At 32.1% G+C, this 24,164-nt stretch carries 19 protein-coding genes; 14 read left to right on the top strand and 5 right to left on the bottom strand.

Going from position 1 to position 24,164, the window contains the following annotated elements; all coding sequences use genetic code 11:
* Positions 1-8 precede the first annotated feature (8 nt).
* Positions 9-911, bottom strand: coding sequence for a DUF6607 family protein (locus HSX10_RS03945; protein WP_173586905.1), 903 nt, complete (start codon positions 909-911; stop codon positions 9-11).
* Positions 912-1,012: 101 nt separating this feature from the next.
* On the opposite strand from HSX10_RS03945, the gene HSX10_RS03940 reads away from it, so the two are divergent.
* The 4 genes from HSX10_RS03940 (at position 1,013) to HSX10_RS03925 (ending at position 7,285) form a co-directional block, all read left to right on the top strand.
* Positions 1,013-3,163: a TonB-dependent receptor plug domain-containing protein gene (locus tag HSX10_RS03940; RefSeq protein WP_173586904.1), complete on the top strand. Its 2,151-nt coding sequence runs from the start codon at positions 1,013-1,015 to the stop codon at positions 3,161-3,163.
* Positions 3,164-3,168: 5 nt separating this feature from the next.
* Complete coding sequence (locus tag HSX10_RS03935; RefSeq protein ID WP_173586903.1) at positions 3,169-4,359, top strand: HmuY family protein; 1,191 nt, start codon at positions 3,169-3,171, stop codon at positions 4,357-4,359.
* A gap of 113 nt (positions 4,360-4,472) precedes the next feature.
* Positions 4,473-5,726 carry a T9SS type A sorting domain-containing protein gene (locus HSX10_RS03930; protein WP_173586902.1) on the top strand — a complete coding sequence of 418 codons (1,254 nt, stop codon included), beginning with the start codon at positions 4,473-4,475 and terminating at the stop codon, positions 5,724-5,726.
* Between the two features lie 113 nt (positions 5,727-5,839).
* Positions 5,840-7,285, top strand: coding sequence for a T9SS type A sorting domain-containing protein (locus HSX10_RS03925; protein ID WP_173586901.1), 1,446 nt, complete (start codon positions 5,840-5,842; stop codon positions 7,283-7,285).
* 63 nt (positions 7,286-7,348) lie between these two features.
* On the opposite strand, the gene HSX10_RS03920 is transcribed toward HSX10_RS03925, so the two are convergent.
* Genes HSX10_RS03920 through HSX10_RS03910 form a run of 3 tightly spaced genes read right to left on the bottom strand, consistent with a single transcriptional unit; the run spans position 7,349 to position 9,942 of the window.
* Positions 7,349-8,212, bottom strand: coding sequence for a hydroxymethylglutaryl-CoA lyase (locus tag HSX10_RS03920; protein WP_173587027.1), 864 nt, complete (start codon positions 8,210-8,212; stop codon positions 7,349-7,351).
* A 27-nt stretch (positions 8,213-8,239) separates the two neighbouring features.
* Positions 8,240-8,857, bottom strand: coding sequence for a LysE family translocator (locus tag HSX10_RS03915; protein ID WP_173586900.1), 618 nt, complete (start codon positions 8,855-8,857; stop codon positions 8,240-8,242).
* Between the two features lie 56 nt (positions 8,858-8,913).
* Positions 8,914-9,942 carry a quinone-dependent dihydroorotate dehydrogenase gene (locus HSX10_RS03910; protein WP_173586899.1) on the bottom strand — a complete coding sequence of 343 codons (1,029 nt, stop codon included), beginning with the start codon at positions 9,940-9,942 and terminating at the stop codon, positions 8,914-8,916.
* Between the two features lie 148 nt (positions 9,943-10,090).
* Between HSX10_RS03910 and HSX10_RS03905 the strand changes: the two genes are divergently transcribed.
* The 5 genes from HSX10_RS03905 (at position 10,091) to HSX10_RS03885 (ending at position 14,377) form a co-directional block, all read left to right on the top strand.
* Positions 10,091-10,921: a universal stress protein gene (locus HSX10_RS03905; RefSeq protein WP_173586898.1), complete on the top strand. Its 831-nt coding sequence runs from the start codon at positions 10,091-10,093 to the stop codon at positions 10,919-10,921.
* Between the two features lie 21 nt (positions 10,922-10,942).
* Entirely contained in the window at positions 10,943-12,172 is a 1,230-nt protein-coding gene (gene pepT / locus HSX10_RS03900) for a peptidase T (protein ID WP_173586897.1), read from the top strand.
* Between the two features lie 113 nt (positions 12,173-12,285).
* Entirely contained in the window at positions 12,286-13,077 is a 792-nt protein-coding gene (locus HSX10_RS03895) for a hypothetical protein (RefSeq protein WP_173586896.1), read from the top strand.
* 122 nt (positions 13,078-13,199) lie between these two features.
* Complete coding sequence (locus HSX10_RS03890; RefSeq protein WP_173586895.1) at positions 13,200-13,763, top strand: TetR/AcrR family transcriptional regulator; 564 nt, start codon at positions 13,200-13,202, stop codon at positions 13,761-13,763.
* A 65-nt stretch (positions 13,764-13,828) separates the two neighbouring features.
* Positions 13,829-14,377, top strand: coding sequence for a carboxymuconolactone decarboxylase family protein (locus tag HSX10_RS03885; protein ID WP_173586894.1), 549 nt, complete (start codon positions 13,829-13,831; stop codon positions 14,375-14,377).
* A gap of 153 nt (positions 14,378-14,530) precedes the next feature.
* Here HSX10_RS03885 and HSX10_RS03880 read toward each other — a convergent pair whose 3' ends face one another.
* A complete protein-coding gene (locus tag HSX10_RS03880; protein WP_254453192.1) occupies positions 14,531-17,116 on the bottom strand; it encodes a chondroitinase-B domain-containing protein in 2,586 nt (861 codons plus the stop codon).
* A gap of 307 nt (positions 17,117-17,423) precedes the next feature.
* Between HSX10_RS03880 and HSX10_RS03875 the strand changes: the two genes are divergently transcribed.
* The 5 genes from HSX10_RS03875 to HSX10_RS03855 all read left to right on the top strand — a co-directional run bounded on the left by HSX10_RS03875 (position 17,424) and on the right by HSX10_RS03855 (position 24,134).
* Complete coding sequence (locus HSX10_RS03875; RefSeq protein ID WP_173586892.1) at positions 17,424-19,196, top strand: AMP-dependent synthetase/ligase; 1,773 nt, start codon at positions 17,424-17,426, stop codon at positions 19,194-19,196.
* A gap of 398 nt (positions 19,197-19,594) precedes the next feature.
* Complete coding sequence (locus tag HSX10_RS03870; protein ID WP_173586891.1) at positions 19,595-20,050, top strand: MarR family winged helix-turn-helix transcriptional regulator; 456 nt, start codon at positions 19,595-19,597, stop codon at positions 20,048-20,050.
* Between the two features lies 1 nt (position 20,051).
* A complete protein-coding gene (locus tag HSX10_RS03865; protein ID WP_173586890.1) occupies positions 20,052-22,460 on the top strand; it encodes a 3-hydroxyacyl-CoA dehydrogenase/enoyl-CoA hydratase family protein in 2,409 nt (802 codons plus the stop codon).
* A 78-nt stretch (positions 22,461-22,538) separates the two neighbouring features.
* The gene (locus HSX10_RS03860) at positions 22,539-23,732 is read left to right on the top strand and encodes an acetyl-CoA C-acyltransferase (protein ID WP_173586889.1); all 1,194 of its coding nucleotides are present in this window, start codon (positions 22,539-22,541) and stop codon (positions 23,730-23,732) included.
* A 39-nt stretch (positions 23,733-23,771) separates the two neighbouring features.
* The gene (locus HSX10_RS03855; RefSeq protein ID WP_173586888.1) at positions 23,772-24,134 is read left to right on the top strand and encodes a four helix bundle protein; all 363 of its coding nucleotides are present in this window, start codon (positions 23,772-23,774) and stop codon (positions 24,132-24,134) included.
* Positions 24,135-24,164: the final 30 nt, after the last annotated feature.

Below are 24,164 nucleotides of genomic sequence, written 5' to 3'. Positions count from 1 at the left end.
TTTTAATCTTATTTTACAAAAGATTCAATAATACTATTAATTTCTTTTTCTGCAGTGATTTCGTCATCAAATAAGTATTTATACAATACTTTATTATCCACTTTTTCTTCTAATGTTAGATCTTTATCTCTTCCATATACATCATCCCATTTAGATCTTACCAATTTCCATTTTCCTTCTTGTGCTTTCCACCAATCTTTTGAAGCTTGACATCTACTTTCGTCAACTCTTTTATAGGTATTATAACCTTTTTCTTTCGCTATAATTACATCTTCAGATCCTGCTACACGCACTACTTTTTCATTGTCTTGGTCATGTACCCAGCCAAAGTTAGTAATTTCGTGGCGGTTACCTCTTAATGTTATGTTGTAATCGCTACGTTTAGTGTATTCTCGTCTTGGTAATGGTGCTGTTGTAGTATTTTCCCAATAATTTTTTCCATCTACATGTACCCAAGATCCAGAACCTTCATAACGTGGACTATCATCTACTTGATACACTTTTTGTGTCCATTGTCCTTTTACATCGTCTTTAGATTTTTTTTCAAACGTCCAATTATTATCACCATTGTACATATAAAAATCTTGATTCTCAAACAACCAATCTTGTCTCCAATGTTTAATAATCATTGGATCATCTGGATTTCCTACTTGTAATAAATGTTGAATAGATATTTTATTAGAATCGTCCTCTACTAACTGTGCCCACTCTAACCCTCTATCTACTTTAGTTTCTGAAGGTCTATAAAGTGAATCATTACTGTAATTGAAAGTCTCAGTAAAATTAAAAGTCACCTCAAAACAACCACACATTTCTTTAATGGATTCTTGATCTTGTGTCTTTTTCTTTTGAGCATTAGCACTTAAAGAGAGTGCTAGAATAATAGATAATACTGGAACGAATTTCTTCATCTGTTAGATTTTATTATTGTGTTTGAAAAAAAATTAAAAAAACTATTCTTATTTAGAATGAATTAAAATAAGATTATATATTTGTGACAAATTTATATAGAATGAGTCTAATTAAAAATAAAAATCCATTTTATTTTTTACTTTTTTTAAGTTGTTTCTTAAATGCGCAAGACAAAAAGCGAGACAGCACTGCAACTGAAAAATTAAAAGAAGTCGTTGTTGTAGGCGAAAGTAATATTACTGCTGTAAGTAAGAAACTATTTACGGTAAGTACAATTAAGAGATCTGATATTGATAATGTAGCAGGAGCCAATTTAGCGGATATCTTATTTAACAACTTAAATATTACCGTAAACCCAGATGCATCTTCAGGACGTTCTACAGTGAGTTTATTTGGATTAGATGGACAGTATGTAAAGATCTTACTTGATGGTATTCCTATGGTTAGCGATAACGGTCTTGGAAATAACATTGATATTTCGCAACTAAATATAGATGATGTAGAACGTGTTGAAATCGTAGAAGGCTCAATGGGAGTATTATATGGTGATAACGCTGTTGCTGGTGTCATAAATATAATTACCAAACGCGGTTTAAAAGAAGACGGTTGGCAATTACAAATGGCTTTACAGGAAGAAACTGTAGGTAATGAATTTGAGTTTTTTGATGAAGGGAGACACATTCAAAATTTTAGAGCCACAAATCAAGTAAATGAAAAGCTATCCTACACTTTTGGTGTTTCTAGAAATGATTTTGCAGGGTATTACAATGGGTATAAAGGCCAAAACTATGTCAATATTGAAGATAATTTAGTGGTTAATGACAGTTTACGTGGGACGGAATGGAATCCTAAAGAACAAATTACGGCTTCTGCCAATGTAGATTTAGACTTAGGTAAACACAATATATTTTACAAATTACAATATTTTAATGAGGATTTAGATATCTATAACCATAGTGTTAACGGGAGATATGAAAACGGCCAATTAAACCCAACGGCATTAGATGAAAACTATAAAACAGATCGATGGGTTAATAACCTAAATGTTTCAGGTTCTTTAAATGGTGCGACGCAATATAATTTTTCGTTGTCCTATCAAAATCAAAAACGGAACTATAAAGAGTTAGTTTACAACATATTTGAACAACAAACACAATCTGTAGAAACCGATGCATTAAGCCAATCTAGTGAAGTATGGTATTCTAAAGCTTTTATAAATAATATTGTCGAGCAATCGCGTTGGTTTGATTTACAACTTGGTTACGAGTTTACCAATCAGTCTGGGTTTGATGCTAATGCGTCTGGAGCTTATTCTAATGAGGTTGTAGAAAACACAATCACTAATTACGAGTTATTCGGGATTGCTGAGTTTCAACCCACTCAAAAACTTTCAATACATCCTGGTGCAAGGTTTACAAGTAGTACACAATTTAATAATCACTTAATTTGGTCATTATCTTCTAATTACAATTTCACTGAAACACTTAAATTAAAAGCAGTTGTGGGCTCGGCTTACAGAGCCCCTAATTTTGAGGAACTATTCTTTTATTTTGTAGATGCCAATCATAACGTACAAGGAAACGAAGACCTACAACCTGAAGATGGTATTTCGGTTTTTATTAATTTAAAAGACAACTTTAAAATAGAGAAAGAAGGGTATTTAAAGACCAACTTCAATTTTTTTCATATCTATTTAAAAGATGCTATTGCTAGTATTACGACAGAAGATGCTGATGGTAGAACCTTATTCACACAAGACAATATCGATTATAGCTCACGTTTAGGGTTTACCTTAGATAATAGTTTCATTTATAAAAACTGGAATATTGGTCTTGGAGGCACCTATCTCGGAGTTAAAAATAACATCCAAGAATCTGAATCTAATGACACTGACTATTTATGGAGTTTTAATCTTCAAACGTCTTTAGCTTACCAACTACCAAGCTGGAATACTACAGTTTCTGCGCAATTAAAATACACAGGTGAAACCGAAGCACTGTTTAGTGACAACGATGGCAATACATTTACTGGTGTAACAGAATCTTTTACTTGGCTAAACGCCTCCATCCGGACTAAAATTACGCCTAATATCGAGGCTACACTCGGAGCTAGAAATATTCTTGATGTTGTAAATATAAATACTGCTGCCTCGTCTGGAGCGCATACAAGCTCAACATCAACATCACGATTAATCGGTAATGGCCGATCTTATTTTTTAAAACTTTCATATAAATTAAATTTTAAACACTAACAATTATGATAAACAAATTTTTAACATTAATACTATTTATAGGAGTTGCCCTATTTACAGGTTGTAGCAATGATGATGATGTTTCATCGACAACAACTACGCCACCGTCTACAGGTGGAATTATAGATCCTGAAGTTGGTGGCTTTAATCAGCCAAACCGTGTATATGTCGATTTAAGTACAGGTAACCAAGTGGTTTCACGTAGAGACTCATGGGAAATTGCTGTATATAATGGTTCTGAAAACAGAGTATACTTAAATAATGCTCTATTAGTTTCAGCAGCAGAATTAGAAGGGATTACTGATATCACTTCGGTTACAGCATCTACTTCTTTAGTTTCTCCATTAACTTTAAACGCATTAGATCAAACATTTACACCAACTACGATAACGATTTCTACAGTAACTGAGCTGATGCAAGGGCTTCCTGTTAGCTATTACCAATATGGAGATTTAGATGCTGGTATTTCATTTACGGATAGTAAAGAAGGTGAATTAACAGGCACAGCATTCGGGGAGATTTCCACTACAGATAGTGAAAATAACGTTTACATTGTGAATTTAGGTAACGACATACCAACAACTAACAATGGCACATTAAACACAACTGGTGAACCTCGAGGTTATATGAAAGTTAGAGTTTTATCTAATGGAAGTAGCTACACTATTCAATACGCAGAATTGAGCAATACTGTTGATTATTCTGAAATTGTTGTCACAAAAGATAGCAACTACAACCTTACTGCGGTAAGTTTAACAGATGGACTAATTGTTAGTGTAGAACCAGAATCATCGGATTGGGATATCGATTTGGGAGGTGTATTTTCTTATTATGGTAATCAAGGTTCTTTAGCAGCAGGGTTAACCTACTCGGATTATACCCTACACAACACACTAGGTGGCGTAAGTTTATACGAAATTAACGTTGAAGATGACATAACACCAAGCTATACGGATTTCACATTAACAGATGTTAATGAATCTAGTTTAGTATATACCGATCGTGCCGTAGTTGGTAGTGATTGGAGAAGTCTAGATTACACAACAGGGGAAACTTCAGTAACAGAAGGGAGATACTATATTGTAAAAGACAATAATGGTAACTACTATAAATTAAGGTTTACTGCAGTAGAAAGCGAAACAGGTGAACGCGGTTATCCTCAATTTCAGTATGAGTTATTAGTAAATGATAACTAATCAAAAAGTCATAAGATAATATAATTGAAAAACCCATCTCTACGGAGGTGGTTTTTTTAAAACCCAACAAGTTATTTTTATTTAATCCAAATTAACATATAAAAATTTAAGACATGAAAACAATTTTACAATTTTTAACCGTAGTATTATTCTTTATTACAGCTAATGCACAAGAAACCGTCGTTGATTTATCAATGCAACCCTCTTATTCAGATCAAATTTATTATAAATTAAGCACAGAAACAGCAACATCTGTTACAGCAAACTCATGGGATATAGCGTTCTTAAGAACAAGTGCATTCGAATTCGGTATGCGAGTAAATAGCGGTATTGGTATTGAAGTCTTTGAAGCTGCAAACACAGCTGCAAGTTATAGCTCTATTGATGTAACAAATGAAGCTAATTGGACAGCACTTCAAAACAGTGAAACCACTTGGAGTGGCGGCGCTTTTGAACAAGGTTCTGCTTCTTATGGTTTTGGAGAATACAACCCTTCAACTCATGCTGTGGTAGGATCTATTGTATTTGTTTTAAAATATGCAGACGGAACCTATAGAAAGTTCATTAATGAAAGCTATGCTGCTGGTTATACTTTTAAGTATGCCACTTGGAACGCCGAAACTTCAACTTGGAGCGAAGACCAAACTGCAACGGTTTCTAATACAAATAATCCAGAAAATAAATTTAATTATTACTCTTTACAAAATAATGAAGAGGTTGTCGCTGAACCTGCAATTGCTGATTGGGATTTTGTATTCACTAAATATGCAAACGATTATTTTGGTGACGGAAGTTTTTTCTACCCAGTAACAGGTGTTTTACATAGTGATGAAGTTACTGTGGCACAAAATGATGAAGTTAATGGTATGCCAGCAAACCCAACATTAACTTATTCTGATGACATCAATACTATTGGTTACGATTGGAAAGATTTAAATGATGCTTGGGCTTACGATGTAAGCTCTAATCAGGCTTATTACATAAAATATGCAGACGACGCTATTTACAGATTGTATTTTACAGCCTTTGAAGGAAGCAGTACAGGAAACCTTTCTTTTGCTTTTGAAAATGTAACGAATGCTTTAAGTATCGAAGATGTAAATAGTTCTGTTGCTTTCGGAATGTATCCAAATCCTACAACAGACAAAAAAGTAAATTTAATTTATGATGTAAATACATTAGCTTCAAATAACAATGAAGTCTCTATTTTCTCAACTACAGGTCAAAAAGTGTATCAAACTAGCTTAAATATAAACTCAGGGTTTTATAATAAATCCCTTGATTTATCTTCATTAGCTAGTGGTATCTATGTCTTACAATTTACTTCAGGAAATAATAGTGTGACTAAGAAGCTTATTTTAAAGTAACCTCAATAAATTAATCATAGAAAGAGAAGAGTTTAAATTAACTCTTCTCTTTTTTCGAAAAAAACAAACCTTAGAATCATTCTAAATAAAAGAATTAAAGTTAATATAACATTATGAAAAAACTATTCATATTAATAGCATTTATTACAATATTACAAAGCACTTATTCGCAACAATTTACCGAAAACACTGAAATAAATTTAACAGGTATTTTATACGGAGAAGCAAAATGGATAAATATAGACAATACTGATAAAGAAGAATTATTGCTTTCTGGATATGACACTAATTATGAGGCTTTTTCAGCACTCTATTCATATCAATCAGGGAGTATAGGATTATTACCTATTACTATTGAACCTTATTACTTTTCATCCATAGGAAAATTAGACTATAATAATGATGGAGTTAGCGATTTTATTATCATAGGATATAACTCATATGATGAAGGAGCTAGTACTTTATATGTAAGTGACGGAAATGGTTCATATACAATTCAAGATATAGATATTCAAGGAACAACTAATGGAAAAATAAAAATAGAGGATTTAAATAATGATGGATTAGATGATATAATTATAACTGGGTCTGATGCTAACTATGATAATATTGCAAAGTTATATTTACAAAATGTAGAAGGCGATTTTATAGAATCTACAGCTCCTTTTTTTGGAAGTACTTATAGTAGTATTACCACATTCGACGCTAATAATGACGGTAATATAGACGTATTACTTACAGGGTTTAGTAGCAGCTATATTCCAGAATCCAAACTATATCTTAATGACGGAACTGCTATTTTTACAGAAAGTACTGCAGTATTAGCGGATGTATATTTCTCAACATCTAGCGCAGCTGACTATGATAATGATGGAGATATCGATATATTAATATCTGGTTTTAATTCTTCTTATGCTCCTTATACAGTATTATATAACAATGATGAGCACGGAAACTTTACAGAAAATACTACAGTTACATTAGAGCAACTTTATTGGGGAGCTTCTAATTTTGTAGACTATGATAATGATGGAGATTTAGACCTATTTTTATCTGGTGCAGATTCTAACACAGTTCCACATGCTAAATTTTATAAAAATACTAATGGAATTTTATATGAAGACACAAATGCTGAAATAGGAATTTATGGTACATACGTTAGTTCTGCCGATTGGACAGATTACGATGACGATGGAGATTTAGACTTTGTTTTAAGTGGTCTTAATAGTGATAATGAACCAATAACTAAAGTTTATACTAACCAACAAGAAAGTCTAAGTATTGAAGATTTTGCCAATACTACTCAATTATCAATTTACCCAAACCCAACAACAGATAAAACTGTTAATCTGGTTTATGACGAGGAACAACTAACCGCTTCTATAAATACAATTAAAATCTATTCTAGTACAGGTCAAAAAGTATATCAAACGAGCTTAAATACAAACTCAGGGTTTTACAACAAATCTCTTGATTTGTCTTCATTAGCTAGCGGTATCTATGTCTTACAGTTTACTTCTGGAAATAATAGTGTCACTAAGAAACTAGTCTTAAAGTAGTCGATTATTTTAATAATATAAAATTATAAAACCCTCACAAAGAATATGTGAGGGTTTTACTTTTTAATGATATTTTTTAAAAATCTTAGTCGCTTCGTTATAAGAACTCTCAAAACACATGGCATTAAGATCGTGTGCTTTTTTCTGCGTAAAATATGAGAACATTTTTTCAGTAGGCATATTACCTGTTAGATCATCTTTTGCCATTGGGCAACCTCCAAATCCTTGAATAGCGCCATCAAAACGACGGCAGCCAGCTTTATAAGCTACATCTACTTTTTCAAACCAAGATGTTGGTGTGGTATGTAAATGTGCTCCAAATTCTATATTAGAATACTGCGGAATTAAATTTGAAAATAAATACTCTATATTTTCAGGATTAGAACTTCCTACGGTATCACTTAAAGACAAAATACGAACTCCCATTTTAGACAAACGTTCCGTCCACTCTCCTACAATATCTACATTCCAAGGATCACCGTAAGGGTTACCAAAACCCATAGAAATGTATACTACAACTTCTTTATTACTCTTATCTGCAATTTCTAAAATTTCAGAAAGTGTAACCACAGATTCTGCAATGGTTTTATGTGTGTTACGCATCTGAAAGTTTTCTGATATAGAAAACGGAAACCCTAAATAATCAATTTCTTTATGCTTAGAGGCATCATTTGCACCTCTTGTATTAGCAATGATAGAAAGGAGTTTACTTTCGGTTTTACTTAAATCTAACTGTGCTAAAACCTCAGCTGTATCTACCATTTGCGGAATCGCTTTTGGAGATACAAAACTACCAAAATCAATAGTATCAAAACCTACACGAAGTAAGGATTGAATGTACTGAACTTTCTTTTCAGTAGGTATAAAATCCTTAATGCCTTGCATAGCATCTCTAGGACATTCTATTATTTTAACCGCTTTATTCATTAGGTCAAATATAGGCATTTTCATATTTTACAACAGTATGAATATCGCAATCCCTACAAACACTATAATCTGCAACCATTTTAAAACCAATCCAGAATTTTTATGCTTTACCGTATAGGTTTTAATCTGGCCTGCTAATAGTGCCACAGAAGAGAAAACAATAAATGAAACCAATACAAAAACACCTCCCAAAACATAAAATTGAACTACAGTATTCATTGTTTTACTAAACAAAAAACCAGGGAAAAAGGCTAAAAAGAAAATCGCGACTTTAGGATTGAGGACATTCATAAAAAAGCCTTTTACAAATAATCCCTTTAAGCTTCTTTTAGAGGAAACATTAGATTCTAAGTTGAGTTCAGCATCTGACATAAAAACTTTATAAGCCAAATACAACAAATAAAAAGCACCTAGTAATTTAATGCCAAAAAATAAATGATCATTAGCTTTTATAACTGCAGAAACACCAAAAGCAAGTAGTGTTGTATGTACTAAACAACCCGACATTAAACCACAAACAGTTGCCAATCCATAAGATTTACCGTTAGTGATACTTTGTATTAAAACAAAAATATTATCTGGTCCTGGCGAAATTGCTAAAATGGAAGTAGCTAAAGCAAAAGAGATTAAAATATCGTAATTCAATTATAAAGTATAGCGTTAGAATTAAATTTATTATAAATATACTTTTTGAAGAATTCCTACTTCAATAAAGCCTTATTAATTCGTTTAATTAGTGATGGACCCTCATAAATAAAACCTGTGTAAACTTGTACTAAATCTGCACCAGCTTCTAATTTCTCTAAAGCATCTTCAGCAGAATGCACACCTCCTACTCCAATAATAGGAAAGGCTTTATTACTTTTTGTTGCTAGATATTGAATCACTTTTGTTGATTTCTCTTTTATAGGTTGTCCACTTAAACCTCCGTTTCCAATAGCTTCCAATCTAGATTCAGGTGTTCTTAAACCAGATCGATCTACAGAAGTATTACTTGCAATAACACCATCTAAATTTGTTTCTGCAATCAACTCAATAATTTCATCTAATTGTACTTCATTTAAATCTGGAGCAATTTTAAGTAGAATTGGTCTTTGCTTACTGAACGCTAAATTTGCTTTTTGAACAGCACCTATTAATTCTAATAAATAGTCTTTATCATTTAATTTAGCATGGCTCCCTACATTAGGACAACTAACATTAAGCACAAAGTAATCTACATAAGGATGCAATGCTTTAAAGCATTCTAAGTAATCTTTAGTATAATCTTCAGGAAGCGTCTGGGTATTTTTCCCAATATTTCCACCAATAATTAACTGCCCTTTATTTTTCTTAAGTTGAACAATGGCAGCTTGTAATCCTTCATTATTAAAACCCATTCGGTTAATAATACCTTTATCATCTTTTAAACGAAATAAACGTTGTTTAGGATTCCCTTCTTGAGCTTTAGGTGTTACCGTTCCTATTTCAATAAAACCAAAACCAAAATTAGCAAGGTCATTATAAAGTACCGCATTTTTATCAAAACCAGCAGCTAAACCAACCGGGTTTTTAAATGTAAGTCCAAATAAATGACGTTCTAATTTTTTATCTTCAACGACATACATAGATCTAAAAAGTCCTTTAACTCCAGGGATTTTAGATAATGTTCTAATTAACGAAAAAGTAAAATAATGCACTTTTTCTGGATCGAAACAAAATAAAATAGGTCTAATAATAGTTTTGTACATAATAACAGTTTTGCCGTGCAAAAATAAGCATCTGAACTTAATAAAAAAGGATAAACAATCCTATTAATTTTAACAGAAACTGTTATATATCATTATTTTTCCTTAGGAATTTTACTAACTTTGGAATCCAAACCAAAATCAAAATATCATGAAAAAAATTATCGTTCCTGTTGATTTTTCAAAGCATTCTGAATATGCACTAGAAACAGCTGCAGAAATAGCAAAACAACACAATGCAGAATTGATTGTTATGCACATGCTAGAATTGTCTGAATCTATCTTCTCAGCTTCTATTACTGAGCGTAATGATGAAAATGCTTTTATGCTTTTGGTAGCTAAAAAGCAATTTGATACTTTTTTAGATCAACCATATCTTGAAGGTCTTACTGTTACTCCGGTGATAAAATACCTTAAAGTATTAAATGAAGTTGCTGCTGTAGCTACTGAAATTGATGCTGATCTTATTGTTATGGGATCTAGAGGGCATAATGATTACGATGGTGTATTTACAGGATCTAACACAGAAAAAGTTGTACGTCATAGCAACACACCTGTTTTAATCGTTAAGTCTAAACCAAAAGTTGTTAATTTTGAACATATTGTAATAGCTACTGATTTTTCTGAAGAAAGCGTTCCTTCAATCAAAAAAGCTTTAGAGTTATTAAAGATATTAGGAAAAAAAATATCATTGTTAAACATCAATACTCCTAATTTAGGATTTTTAAGTACTGATGAAATTGACGAAAAAATTGCTGTATTTTTAGAAAAAGCAAAATTAAGTGACGATGATATTTCTATAGCTCGTATCTCTGACCACAGCGTAGAAGATGGTATATCTAGCTTTATAAAGAGAGCACATGTAGATGCGGTATCTGTGATTACACACGGAAGAAAAGGATTAAATCTTTTCTTTGGAGGTAGTATTTCTGAAGATGTTGTGAACCATGTTAAACTTCCTGTTATTACATTTAAACTTTAATTTATCAATTTAAATATTATTATGCAGCATATCATAGATCGTTTTATAGGCTATGTTACTATAGACACAGAATCTGACCCAAACTCTGAAGCAACCCCAAGCACACCTAAGCAATGGGATTTAGCTAATAAATTAGTTGAAGAGTTAAAAGGTATTGGATTGAGTGACGTTACTATTGACGAGAATGCCTATATCATGGCAACTTTACCAAGTAACGTAGATCACAAAGTACCAACTATTGGTTTTATTTCACATTTTGATACCTCTCCTGATTTTACAGGAGCGAATGTAAAACCTCAAATTATTAAGAATTACGATGGTAAAGACATTGTTTTAAACGCTGAACAAAACATTATTTTATCTCCAGATTATTTTGAAGATTTACTACTGTATAAAGGTCAAACGTTAATAACAACTGATGGTACTACTCTTTTAGGAGCAGATGATAAAGCCGGAATTACAGAAATTGTAACGGCAATGGAATACCTTATTAATCATCCTGAAATAAAGCATGGAACGATTAAAGTTGGCTTTACTCCAGATGAAGAAATTGGTAGAGGTGCTCATAAATTTGATGTTGAAAAATTTGGAGCAGATTGGGCTTACACTATGGACGGTAGCCAAGTTGGTGAATTAGAATATGAAAATTTTAATGCTGCAGGTGCTGTAATTAAGGTAAAAGGTAAAATAGTACATCCTGGATATGCTAAGGGTAAAATGATAAATTCAATGTATTATGCATCAGAATTTATTAACACATTACCTAAATTAGAAACTCCTGAAACGACTGAAGGCTACGAAGGTTTTTTCCATCTTCATAATATGATAGGTGAAGTTGAAGAAACAACACTTCAGTATATTATTCGCGATCATGATAAAGACAAGTTTGAAGCTCGTAAAGCTTTAATGGAAAAGATTGTTTTAGATTTAAATACAAAATACGAAAGTGAAGTATTTGAAATTGAAATCAAAGATCAATACTTTAACATGAAAGAAAAGGTAGAACCTGTAATGCATATTGTTGATATTGCAGAAGAAGCCATGAAAGCTGTAGGTATAAAACCTCTTATAAAAGCAATTAGAGGAGGTACTGATGGTTCTCAATTATCTTACAAGGGATTACCTTGTCCTAATATTTTTGCAGGTGGTCATAATTTCCACGGACGTTATGAGTACGTACCAGTAGAAAGTATTCAGAAAGCTGTTGAAGTTATTTGTAAAATAGCTGAGATAACTGCGACTAGAAAATAATATTTAATCTTATTCTCAATATTTTATTAGCAGTAAACACTTAATTTATATTAAGGTTTACTGCTTTTATATTTTAAAATAAAATCATTAATAGGTAAATATTAATTAATAAAATGCCCGAATTATTAATCTTAATTAAATTAATTGTAGCCATTCTATTCGTTATTGGTTTATCTATTCTTGCCGAAAATGTAAGTACAAAGATTGCAGGTATTTTATCAGGATACCCATCCGGTTCTGCTATAACTTTATTTTTCTTTGGATTAGAAGTTAGTCCTGACTTCGCTGCAGAAAGTGCTGTTTTTAATATGATTGGGTTAACTGCAACTTTATCATTTGTATATATCTATTACATGGCATCTAAGTTCTTTACTAAATTCAATATCCTTCTTTCTTCATTATCTGCTATACTAGGATATTTTGCCATTGTTTCGCTATTACAGCTTATTGATGTCAATAAATATATAGCGATATTAATACCTGTCACATTTTCATTTCTTTACATCTATCTTTTCAAAAAAATTAAGAATGTTAATATCCAGACTAAAGCAAAGCTTAATTATAGAATTCTTTTTGTGCGAGCCTTTTTTGCTGCTTTAATTATTTTATTAATTACGAGTGTTCCTAGATTTGTAGGGCCAAATTTAGCAGGACTTTTTTCTGCCTTTCCTACAACACTATTTCCGTTAATGTTAATTATTCACTTTACCTATTCAAAAGAACATGTGCATACAATTATAAAAAATGTCCCTATTGGTATGTTTTCATTAATAATTTATTCCTTAGTGATCTCAATAGTATATCCTTTGTTCGGAATTTATGTAGGTACCATTATTTCGTTTGCAGCAGCTACTGTTTATCTATTAATTTACAGAAAATTAAAAAGTATAACAGTAAATCGTTAATACTTCATCTTTAATCAACCTCTCTAAAAAAACTAAATAAATGTTAAATCCTTTTTCTTTTCTAAACGATTGGTTAGTTTTGTACTGTAGTTAGAAATTAAGTGATTCTAATTATAAAAGGAATGGCAAGAAAAAAAGAATATAACGAAACTGAAGTTGTTGAGAAAGCAATGCATATCTTTTGGAGAAATGGCTACCAAACAACATCAATGCAAATGCTTGAAAAAGAAATGGGCATTAATAAGTTTTCAATATATTCTAGTTTTGGTAACAAAAACGGTTTATTCTTAGAGAGTTTAAAACATTATAAATCTAGAATCAATTCTATTTTTGAAAAGTTTAAAAAAGCAGATAACGGAATAGAAGACATAAAGCAGTTTTTTTATGATTCTGTAAGTTCTAACTTTGAAGAAGGAAATGAAAAAGGGTGTTTGGTTACAAATACTTACAATGAATTTTCAGAAAGCGAAGACCTATTAATAAAAGAGCAAATGAATTCTTTTATGGATGGTTTAAAAACTATTATTATTGAAAAGCTTAAAATGGATCCTTCTAAAGACGAAGAAACCATTATAAAACAAGCTAACTTTTTACTTTTAGCAAAACATGGTTTAGCCGCAGCAGCAAGAGTAAACACAAAAAAGGAAATAGAAGATTATATTGAAATGACCTTTAAAAATTTATAACCTTTTTTTTACGACATAACTAACCGAACGTTTAGAAAAAATACAACAAATAAAAAAGAAAAATTATGACAACATTAAAAATTCACAACATCGAAAGTGCACCAGAAGAAAGCAAAGCTTTATTAGAAAAATCTCAAAAAGGTTTTGGTATGATTCCTGGTTTACATGGTGTTTTAGCTAGTGCTCCAAAAACATTTGAAGCTTACCAAACATTACACGAGTTATTTACTCAAACTTCTTTTAACGAAGAAGAATTAACAGTAGTATGGCAAGCTATAAACGTAGAACATGCATGTCATTATTGTGTACCTGCTCACACAGGAATTGCAAAAATGATGAAAGTTGATGATGCTATAACTGAAGCTTTACGTAACGAAACGCCTTTAGCAGATGCTAAATTAGAAGCATTACGTACTATGACATTAACTATTGTTAGAAATCGTGGACACGTAACTGAAGAAGAATTAAGTACATTTTATGCTGCTGGTTATGGTGAGCAACAAGTATTAGAGATTATTTTAGGATTATCTCAAAAAGTAATTAGTAACTATACTAATCATATTGCAAATACACCTGTAGATGCACCTTTCCAATCTTTTGCATGGAAAAAATAGAAATGTAGTTCCCTAAATTACAGATTTATTGAATAGACCTTCCTATATAATTTAGGAGGGTTTATTCTTTTTATAAAGCTTGATATTGAAGCAAAAAAAAAATCGTTTAAAAAATTAATTTTAAACGATTCCTTTTTATAAAACTTTAATGATTTAGTTTTTAATCACTATAAATTTAGAAACATTAACACCTGTTGCACCTGATAGGTTAAGAATATAAGTTCCATTTTCAATATTAGAAACGTTCATAGTAAATTCAGAATCTAAAAAGTCAACTTTATTATTGATAACCAACTTACCATCTACACTATAAAGTTTTGCAACTTCAATATCCATAGCTTCAAAAACCTTAACTGTTAAACTGTTTTGTGCGGGCACCGGATAAATCTTTACATTTTTATCGTAATCAAAATCATTAACAGACAATACTTCATTTCCAAAAAATTCAATTTCACCAAGCGTAACCCAAGCACTTGTTCTAGAATCTCCATCACTATTAAATCTTCCAAAACCTAATACTTTTACATATCTAGCACTTGTATCTACTTCGTATAAATTAAAATCTGTAGTACTAGTAGCCGATAGTAATAAATCACCAGTAGTTGGTAATACCATTGAAAAATCTGAATCCTCAGTTCCTGTTGTAGAAATAAAAAATTGGAATCCAAAAGCATCCGATTTATTTGAAGTTGTAAACTGAATTAAATTAAGGGTATGAATACTCCCTAAATCATAAATAACATATTCACCATCTCCTTTATAATCTCCCGATAAAATATCGCCATCATCTGCAGTCCAAACCGAACTATTATCTTTATCTAAACTATTAGAGGCATAATTAAACTTAGTAACCCCATCGACTTCTTCTTCAGAAAAAGAATGAATTGTAACAGGATCCTCACCTATTACACCTGTATTTATAAGATCATATAAATCCGTTAAATCTGCACCATCTTGTACAATGCTTAAAACTCTTACAATATCATCGCCTCCTGCATCTTGCATAAAAGTAATAGAACCTGTTCTGCTACTTGTATCTGAGTTTTCTGTAACTGTAACAGATATAGTTGCATCAGCTGTACCAAAGATTGTATCAATAGAAATCCAATCGTCATTAGAAACTGCTATCCAGCTTACATTAGCATTAACATAAACATCATAACTTCCTTCTTCTGGAGAAAGTGTTTGTAATCCACTAACGGTTAAAGATTCTGGTATTTCAATAGTACAATCTCCATCTGTAATCTTAACACCTAAACTATTTAAAAAACAAGCTCCTATTCCTGAACCAACCATACCATCTGTTGTAGGTAAATAAGCTCCCATATCTGCACCTTTTCCTATTGCTCCTACACCTAAGAAAGTAAAAATTTCTCCTTCTGCAGTAGCTGTAATTCCTGCTTCTTCAGCAAAGCCTGCATTTGTAACTCCTAAATTTGTTCCTGCATAAACATTACCAGAGTAATCTAATGCTGATCCTAAATCTGAATAGGCATCAGCTTCATCTCCTGTAATAACATCTGTTATATTTTCATTACCAGGAGTAAAATAAATTAAGTTATTAGACACAACACCTGTTGGATCTGTAGAACCTTTATCTACATTATAAAATAAAGGCGCATTAGTATTTATAATAGAATTATTTGAAAGTGTAATATTTTCAACTTTTTGATACCCATTAGAATTATTATCAGAAGTACAAGCAACAGAATTATTAGCACTACCACCTAAAAATGTTATACCATTATTCCATATAGATTGATCGATAACAGTAACACAATCTTGAATATAATTATTAGTAATCGTATGTTCACTATCAACAATTCTAATTCCACCTGTACCGTCTACATTTTCACCTAAAAAGTAATTTCCTTCTACTGTAGCATTAGATCCATGACGAAGCACTAAAGACCCTCTACTTCTTCTAAAAGTGTTATTTATAAATGTATTGTTTTTACTTTTATTAGTGATAATTTCATTTTCACCATCAGCTTGTACAAAATAATTATTAGTCACTAAAGTACTACTATCAACATTTTGATAAGAACTTGTACCAATACGTATCGTTTCACTATCACCAGAATTTGTTAAATCTGAATCTATTTTTTCATAATTATAAAAATAATTATTGCTAATCGTATGGCCAACGATATCACAACTTGTATTGATTTCTGGTTCATCATCATCAACCGGAGGATAAGCATTGTATGCTAGCTCTACAAGAACCATATTACCGGCATTAGTCTTATTCATAAATGAACAATTAATGACAGTATTATAAGTTCCATATAATGTGATCCAATTATGCTTTACACTACTTGTTGCATCAAAATCATCCGGATCAACAGTTAAACCGTCTAATGCACAATTTTGAATTGTACTATGGTTAGCATAATCATAACCATCTCTAAATTCTATAACGGCACTAGCACCATAACCACCGTGCCAATAAAAACCATCAATAATTACGTGATCTCCACCAATGCTCATTCTCAAGCCTCCTGTAAATTCAACACCTCCTGGGGTTTCTGATCTAAATGTAATAGGCATTTCTGCAGTACCTGTTGTAGGAGAAAATTTAATTCTTTCGTCAGTTGTGTAAGTTCCATCTGCTAAAATAACGGTGTCACCCGCAGCAAGTGTTTCTACTAAATCTTCTAGGTCATCAATATTATCAATATTATGTGTTGTTTGAGCAAACAAACTAAATGTTGAGAATAAAAAAAGACTAAGTATCATTAGAATTTTTGTCCGTAAATAGTAAATTGTTGTCATAGTTTATTAATTAAAAAATTGGTTAGAGATAAATTGGTTTACCAAATTGGTAAACCAATTATATTAATCCAAATATAACAAAAATTAATGATTATTTTTAATATTATTTTATGAAAAAAAGTGAACTTTATTGTATATTTCATAAAAATAACCACACATTACTCTAGCATAAATCAATAATTCTTAAATTTTTCTTACTAACATTACTAAATTTGTATTCAATAATTTTATACTTTCGTATTCTCTCTTACTAAAATAAGCATTGACAACTATGACAGAAGTAACTCGACTTTTCGATTTTCCATATTATCAATTAAAACATAGCCCTAATCCTAAATCATTAGTAACCAAACACAATGGTGAATGGGAAGCTACATCTACACAAGAATATGTAGATAAATCAAATGCTATAAGTAGAGCTTTGCTACGATTAGGCGTAAAAAAAGATGATAAAATTGCTGTTATTTCTACAACAAATAGAACGGAATGGAACATAACAGACATTGGAATTCTTCAACTTGGAGCACAGAATATTCCTATTTACCCAACCATTTCAGCAGAAGATTATGAATATGTTCTAAACCATAGTGAATCTACTTACTGTTTTGTTTCAGATGAAGAGGTTTTAGAAAAAATTCGAAAAATTCAAGATAAAACAAAAATAAAAGAGGTCTACTCTTTCGATTATATTAAAGGTTGTAAACATTATTCTGAATTATTAGAGCTAGGTAAAGACGAAAGTAATCAGCCTGAAGTTGAAGCTCATAAAGATGCTGTAAAACCAGATGATTTAGCAACTATAATTTATACTTCTGGTACAACAGGAAAGCCAAAAGGTGTTATGCTTTCTCATTGGAATATTACAAGTAATGCTTTAGATTGTTCTCCTAGAGTTCCTATTAAGGAAGGAAATAACAGAGTTTTAAGCTTCTTACCAATTTGTCATGTTTTTGAACGTGTTCTTATATATATATATCAATACGCAGGGTTTTCTATCTATTTTGCAGAAGGCATTGATAAAATAGGTGATAATGCCAAAGAAGTTAAACCTCATCTTATGAGTGTGGTTCCTAGATTACTTGAAAAAGTTTTTGATAAAATTATGTTTAAAGGCGAAGAGCTTTCCGGTATAAAAAAAGCACTTTTCTTTTGGGCTGTTAAATTAGGAGGCCAATGGAAACCTTATAAAGCTAATGGCTGGTGGTACGAGTTTCAACTTAAAATAGCCAATAAAATTATATTTAATAAATGGAGAGATGCTCTTGGAGGTGAAATAAGTACTATGGTTTCTGGTAGTGCCGCACTACAACCTCGATTAGCTCGAATATTTGGAGCTGCAAAAATGCAAGTGATGGAAGGCTATGGATTAACAGAAACATCTCCTGTAATAGCTGTTGGTTTATATAAAGACAATAGTTATAGAATAGGAACTGTAGGAAAACCTATTGATAATGTAGAAGTTAAAATCGCAGATGATGGCGAGATATTAGTAAAAGGACCTAACGTTATGTTAGCCTATTATAAAGATCCTGTTAAAACAGCAGAAGTAATGACTGACGGTTATTTTCATACTGGAGATAAGGGATTAATTGATGCGGATGGTTTTCTAAAAATTACAGGTCGTAAAAAAGAAATGTTTAAAACCTCTGGAGGTAAATACGTTATTCCTCCATTGTTAGAAAACGACATGAAACAATCGCATTTTATTGAACAAATAATGGTTGTTGGTGAAGGCGAAAAAATGCCTGCGGCTTTAATTCAACCAAATTTCGATTTTATACGAGATTGGATTGATATTAAAAAACACGACATCGGAAAAACAAATGAAGATATTGCGAATTCTGATATCGTAATGAATCGTATTCAAAAAGAAGTTGATAAATACAATAAACATTTTGGTAAATGGGAACAGATTAAACGTTTTGAACTTACACCAGATATTTGGTCTATTGATGGAGGTCACTTAACTCCTACACTAAAAATGAAACGTGCCATTATTGTAAAGATGTATCAAGATCTTTATGATAAAATTTATAGATCATAATTTAACACATTTTCAAAAAACCTTTTTTACAAACTTCAAAACTGTAAAAAAGGTTTTTTTTTTATTAAATTTTTAAAATCTCAAAACAGCTCCTTTATTAGAACTTTTCTTATAATTTCTAATAAAAAACCTAAATCATTATTAAGAGTTTCTTTCAACTCCTTTTTGTATTTCCACAGTAAAAACCAGCCTATTTTCACAGCCTTTAGCACTCACTCGTTTTTCAATCGCTTTTCTCTAATGATTTAAAAATTATATCATAATCGTAAAAAAAGCATCTAACAAAAAGACTTCTGTGAATTTTACCACCTTAATATTAAAATATTAGTAATAATATTTTCTTAATTTATTATGCATGCATAGTGTTTTTTATTATATTTGGATTCCAATGACAATAAATGAAAGATAAAACAATAGATTATATATTAAGAACAACTTGGTTAGCCGTCAACAAAATGTATAACGAAGAAGCTGCCAAATTTGATACAACCATGGCAACTGGTTTTGCCCTATTAAGTATTGATCCTGAAAATGGAACGCCATCAACTTCTTTAGGTCCAAAAATGGGAATGGAAGCAACAAGTCTTTCAAGGACTTTAAAAATGATGGAAACAAAAGGCTTAATTGAACGTAGACCTAACCCCGAAGATGGACGTGGCGTGTTAATCTTTTTAACGGAGTTTGGTTTAGAAAAAAGAAATTATTCAAAAGCTAGAGTAATCACTTTTAATGAAACCATTAAAGCTAATATTTCTGAGCAAGAATTGGCAAGCTTTCAAAAAGTAGCCGAAGTCATTAATAACATGATCTCTAACAAACAAATATACAATCAAAAGGAACAAACAATAAAATAATATGAGCAAACGTAGAATTAATAAAATAGCAATTATCGGTTCCGGAATTATGGGAAGCGGTATCGCATGCCATTTTGCCAATATTGGTGTCGATGTCTTACTATTAGACATTGTACCAAGAGAATTAAATGATAAAGAAAAAGCTAAAGGTTTAACCTTAGAAGACAAAGTGGTTCGTAACCGAATGGTAAACGATGCTTTAACGGCTTCTATTAAATCGAAACCCGCACCACTCTATCATCCTTCATTTGCCAACCGTATCACTACAGGAAACCTTGAAGATGATATCGCAAAAGTAAAAGATGTAGATTGGATTATGGAAGTCGTTGTAGAACGTCTAGACATTAAACAACAAGTTTTTGAAAAGCTTGAAAAATATAGAACACCAGGAACCTTGATTACCTCTAACACATCAGGTATTCCTATTAAGTTTATGAGCGAAGGTCGTAGTGAAGATTTCCAGAAGCATTTTTGTGGAACACACTTCTTTAATCCTGCACGTTACTTAAAATTATTCGAAATTATTCCTGGACCTAAAACGGAGCAATCTGTTTTAGATTTCTTAAGTGAATATGGCGAAAAATTCTTAGGTAAAACTTCAGTTGTAGCTAAAGACACACCTGCTTTTATAGGAAATCGAATCGGAATTTTCAGCATTCAGAGTTTATTCCATGCCGTTAAAGATTTAGATTTAACAATAGAGGAAGTAGACAAACTTTCTGGTCCTGTAATTGGTCGTCCAAAATCGGCAACTTTTCGTACAGTAGATGTGGTTGGTTTAGATACTTTAGTTCATGTTGCTAACGGAATTAGTGAAAACTGTCCTAAAGATGAACGTTTAGAGTTGTTTAAATTACCCGATTTCATCAATACTATGATGGAAAATAAATGGTTAGGAAGCAAAACAGGTCAAGGATTTTATAAGAAAGTAAAAAAGGCTGATGGTTCTTCTGAAATTTTATCTCTAGACTTAAACACCTTAGAATATCGTGCTTCTAAACGTGCAAAATTTGCAACATTAGAATTGACTAAGACTGTAGATAAAGTTGTTGATCGTTTTAAAATATTAGTAAAAGGAAAAGATAAAGCAGGTAAATTCTACAGAAAAAGCTTCGCTGCCTTATTTGCTTATGTATCTAACCGTATTCCAGAAATTTCAGATGATTTATATAAAATCGATGATGCTATGAAAGCTGGATTCGGATGGGAACATGGTCCTTTTCAAATTTGGGATGCTATTGGGGTTCAAAAAGGAATTGAAATGATGAAAGCAGAAGGTTTAGAACCTAATGCTTGGGTGAATGATATGTTAGCTTCTGGAAGTGATTCATTTTATACCGTGAAAGATGGAGCAACCTACGCTTATGATATTCCAAAGAAATCACAAGAAAAAATTCCTGGTCAAGACAGTTTTATCATCTTAGATAATATTAGAAAAACAACCGAAGTCTTTAAAAACTCGGGTGTTGTTGTAGAAGATTTAGGAGATGGTATTTTAAATCTAGAATTCCAATCTAAAATGAATACGATTGGTGGTGATGTCTTAGCCGGATTAAATAAGGCTATTGATATTGCTGAAAAAGATTTCGCAGGATTGGTTGTTGGTAATCAAGCTGCAAACTTCTCGGTTGGTGCAAACATCGGAATGATTTTTATGATGGCTGCAGAGCAAGAATATGATGAGTTAAACATGGCTATCAAATATTTCCAAGATAGTATGATGCGCATGCGCTACTCTTCTATTCCAACAATTGCTGCGCCTCACGGTATGGCACTTGGTGGTGGATGCGAACTTTCTATGCATGCTGACAAAGTAGTTGCAGCAGCAGAAACTTACATCGGATTGGTAGAGTTTGGTGTTGGTGTCATTCCTGGTGGTGGTGGTTCTAAAGAAATGGCTTTAAGAGCATCAGACACCTTCAAAAAAGGAGATGTGCAATTAAATACTCTTCAAGAATACTTCTTAACTATTGGTATGGCTAAAGTAGCAACTTCTGCTTACGAAGCTTTCGATTTAGGAATTCTTCAAAAAGGAAAAGATGTTGTGGTTGTCAATAAAGACCGTCAGATTGCTGTTGCTAAACAACACGCCATGTTAATGGCAAATATGGGTTATACACAACCTGTAAAACGTACCGATGTAAAAGTTTTGGGTAAACAGGCTTTAGGTATGTTTATGGTAGGAACAGATTCTATGAAAGACTCTAAGTACATTAGTGAGCACGATATGAAAATTGCAAACAAATTAGCCTACGTTATGGCTGGTGGAGATTTATCAGAGCCTACTCTAGTTAGCGAACAGTATTTATTGGATTTAGAACGTGAAGCATTCCTTTCATTATGTACAGAACGTAAAACGTTAGAAAGAATTCAACATATGTTGACTAAAGGGAAACCATTAAGAAACTAGATTATTGGATTACCGGATTTCCTGATGATTGGAAATCTAAAATGTCTAAAAATCGAATAATCTAAAAATCGAATTAACATGAAAACAGCATATATAGTAAAAGCATACAGAACCGCAGTTGGTAAAGCACCAAAAGGCGTGTTCCGTTTTAAAAGAACAGATGAATTAGCCGCAGAAACCATCAAACATATGATGAAAGAACTGCCTAATTTAGACCCAAAACGTATTGACGATGTCATTGTTGGTAACGCAATGCCCGAAGGAGCTCAAGGATTAAATATGGCGCGTTTAATTTCTTTAATGGGATTAGAAATCGTTGATGTCCCTGGAGTTACGGTTAACCGTTTTTGCTCTTCTGGAGTAGAAACAATTGGTATGGCAACAGCTAAGATTCAAGCCGGAATGGCAGATTGTATCATAGCTGGTGGTGCAGAAAGCATGAGTAGCGTACCTATGACAGGTTTTAAACCTGAATTAAATTATGATGAAATTGTAAAAGGAGGTCATGAAGATTATTATTGGGGAATGGGAAATACGGCTGAAGCAGTAGCCAACCAATTCAAAGTATCTCGTGAAGACCAAGATGAGTTTGCCTACAACTCGCACATGAAAGCTTTAAGAGCACAAGCAGAAAATCGTTTTCAAGATCAAATAGTACCTATTGAAGTCGATGAAACTTACATAGATGCCAATGGAAAAAAAGCAACCAGATCATATACGGTAACTAAAGATGAAGGTCCTCGTGCCGGAACAAGTAAAGAGGCTTTAGCCAAACTTAGAGCGGTATTTGCTGCCGGTGGAAGTGTTACTGCTGGTAACTCATCTCAAATGAGTGACGGTGCTGCATTTGTTATGGTAATGAGTGAAGATATGGTGAAAGAATTAGGTTTAGAGCCTATTGCAAGAATGGTAAACTATGCTGCAGCAGGTGTTGAGCCTCGTATCATGGGAATCGGACCTGTAAAAGCAATTCCGAAAGCCTTAAAACAAGCTGGTTTAAAACAATCTGATTTAGAATTAATTGAATTAAACGAAGCCTTTGCTTCACAATCTTTGGCTGTAATTAGAGAATTAGACCTTAATCCAGATATCATTAACGTTAACGGTGGAGCCATTGCATTGGGTCACCCTTTAGGATGTACAGGAGCAAAACTATCAGTTCAACTTTTTGATGAAATGCGTAAGCGAGATATGAGTGGTAAATATGGTGCAGTAACCATGTGTGTTGGTACAGGTCAAGGAGCTTGTGGCATATTTGAGTTTCTTTCTTAGAAAATAGATAAGAGAGAATAGAACAAAGAAAAAAGACTTATGTGTGCTAAACAACGACATAATTACAAGAACTTAAAAATTTGGAAACTCGGTTTAGAGATTACAAATGATATTTCTGATGTTTTGTTAGATTTTCCAAAACACGAAAGGTATGATTTAAGTTCACAAATTAGTAGATGTTCAGTATCAATGCCTAGCAACATTGCAGAAGGATCTTCTAGAACAGATAAATCATTTAGTCATTTTCTAGACATTGCTCTAGGTTCTTCATTTGAATTAGGAACGCAATTATTAGTAGCTAAACATAGACAATATTTAAACAACGAAGCATTAAAAAAACTTGAAGATAAAATAGAAGAATTCCAAAGAATGACAATGGGATTTCAAAACAGTCTCGCTTAGAGTCTATCTTCTATTTTCTATCTTCTATAA

The organism is Winogradskyella undariae (assembly GCF_013285155.1).
GTDB lineage: Bacteria > Bacteroidota > Bacteroidia > Flavobacteriales > Flavobacteriaceae > Winogradskyella > Winogradskyella undariae.
Note: the sequence above shows the minus strand (reverse complement) of the source record. Positions and strands in the feature narration are given on the sequence as shown.

Excerpts from the sequence above, each read along its gene's own strand:
- HSX10_RS03870 (WP_173586891.1), top strand. The coding sequence starts at position 19,595 with ATGAAAGATAAAACAATAGATTATATATTAAGAACAACTTGGTTAGCC.
- HSX10_RS03910 (WP_173586899.1), bottom strand. The coding sequence starts at position 9,942 with ATGTACAAAACTATTATTAGACCTATTTTATTTTGTTTCGATCCAGAA.
- HSX10_RS03875 (WP_173586892.1), top strand. The coding sequence starts at position 17,424 with ATGACAGAAGTAACTCGACTTTTCGATTTTCCATATTATCAATTAAAA.
- HSX10_RS03860 (WP_173586889.1), top strand. The coding sequence starts at position 22,539 with ATGAAAACAGCATATATAGTAAAAGCATACAGAACCGCAGTTGGTAAA.
- HSX10_RS03865 (WP_173586890.1), top strand. The coding sequence starts at position 20,052 with ATGAGCAAACGTAGAATTAATAAAATAGCAATTATCGGTTCCGGAATT.
- HSX10_RS03940 (WP_173586904.1), top strand. The coding sequence starts at position 1,013 with ATGAGTCTAATTAAAAATAAAAATCCATTTTATTTTTTACTTTTTTTA.
- HSX10_RS03935 (WP_173586903.1), top strand. The coding sequence starts at position 3,169 with ATGATAAACAAATTTTTAACATTAATACTATTTATAGGAGTTGCCCTA.
- HSX10_RS03905 (WP_173586898.1), top strand. The coding sequence starts at position 10,091 with ATGAAAAAAATTATCGTTCCTGTTGATTTTTCAAAGCATTCTGAATAT.
- pepT (WP_173586897.1), top strand. The coding sequence starts at position 10,943 with ATGCAGCATATCATAGATCGTTTTATAGGCTATGTTACTATAGACACA.
- HSX10_RS03945 (WP_173586905.1), bottom strand. The coding sequence starts at position 911 with ATGAAGAAATTCGTTCCAGTATTATCTATTATTCTAGCACTCTCTTTA.
- HSX10_RS03855 (WP_173586888.1), top strand. The coding sequence starts at position 23,772 with ATGTGTGCTAAACAACGACATAATTACAAGAACTTAAAAATTTGGAAA.
- HSX10_RS03920 (WP_173587027.1), bottom strand. The coding sequence starts at position 8,212 with ATGAATAAAGCGGTTAAAATAATAGAATGTCCTAGAGATGCTATGCAA.
- HSX10_RS03885 (WP_173586894.1), top strand. The coding sequence starts at position 13,829 with ATGACAACATTAAAAATTCACAACATCGAAAGTGCACCAGAAGAAAGC.
- HSX10_RS03895 (WP_173586896.1), top strand. The coding sequence starts at position 12,286 with ATGCCCGAATTATTAATCTTAATTAAATTAATTGTAGCCATTCTATTC.
- HSX10_RS03890 (WP_173586895.1), top strand. The coding sequence starts at position 13,200 with ATGGCAAGAAAAAAAGAATATAACGAAACTGAAGTTGTTGAGAAAGCA.
- HSX10_RS03880 (WP_254453192.1), bottom strand. The coding sequence starts at position 17,116 with ATGATACTTAGTCTTTTTTTATTCTCAACATTTAGTTTGTTTGCTCAA.
- HSX10_RS03930 (WP_173586902.1), top strand. The coding sequence starts at position 4,473 with ATGAAAACAATTTTACAATTTTTAACCGTAGTATTATTCTTTATTACA.
- HSX10_RS03925 (WP_173586901.1), top strand. The coding sequence starts at position 5,840 with ATGAAAAAACTATTCATATTAATAGCATTTATTACAATATTACAAAGC.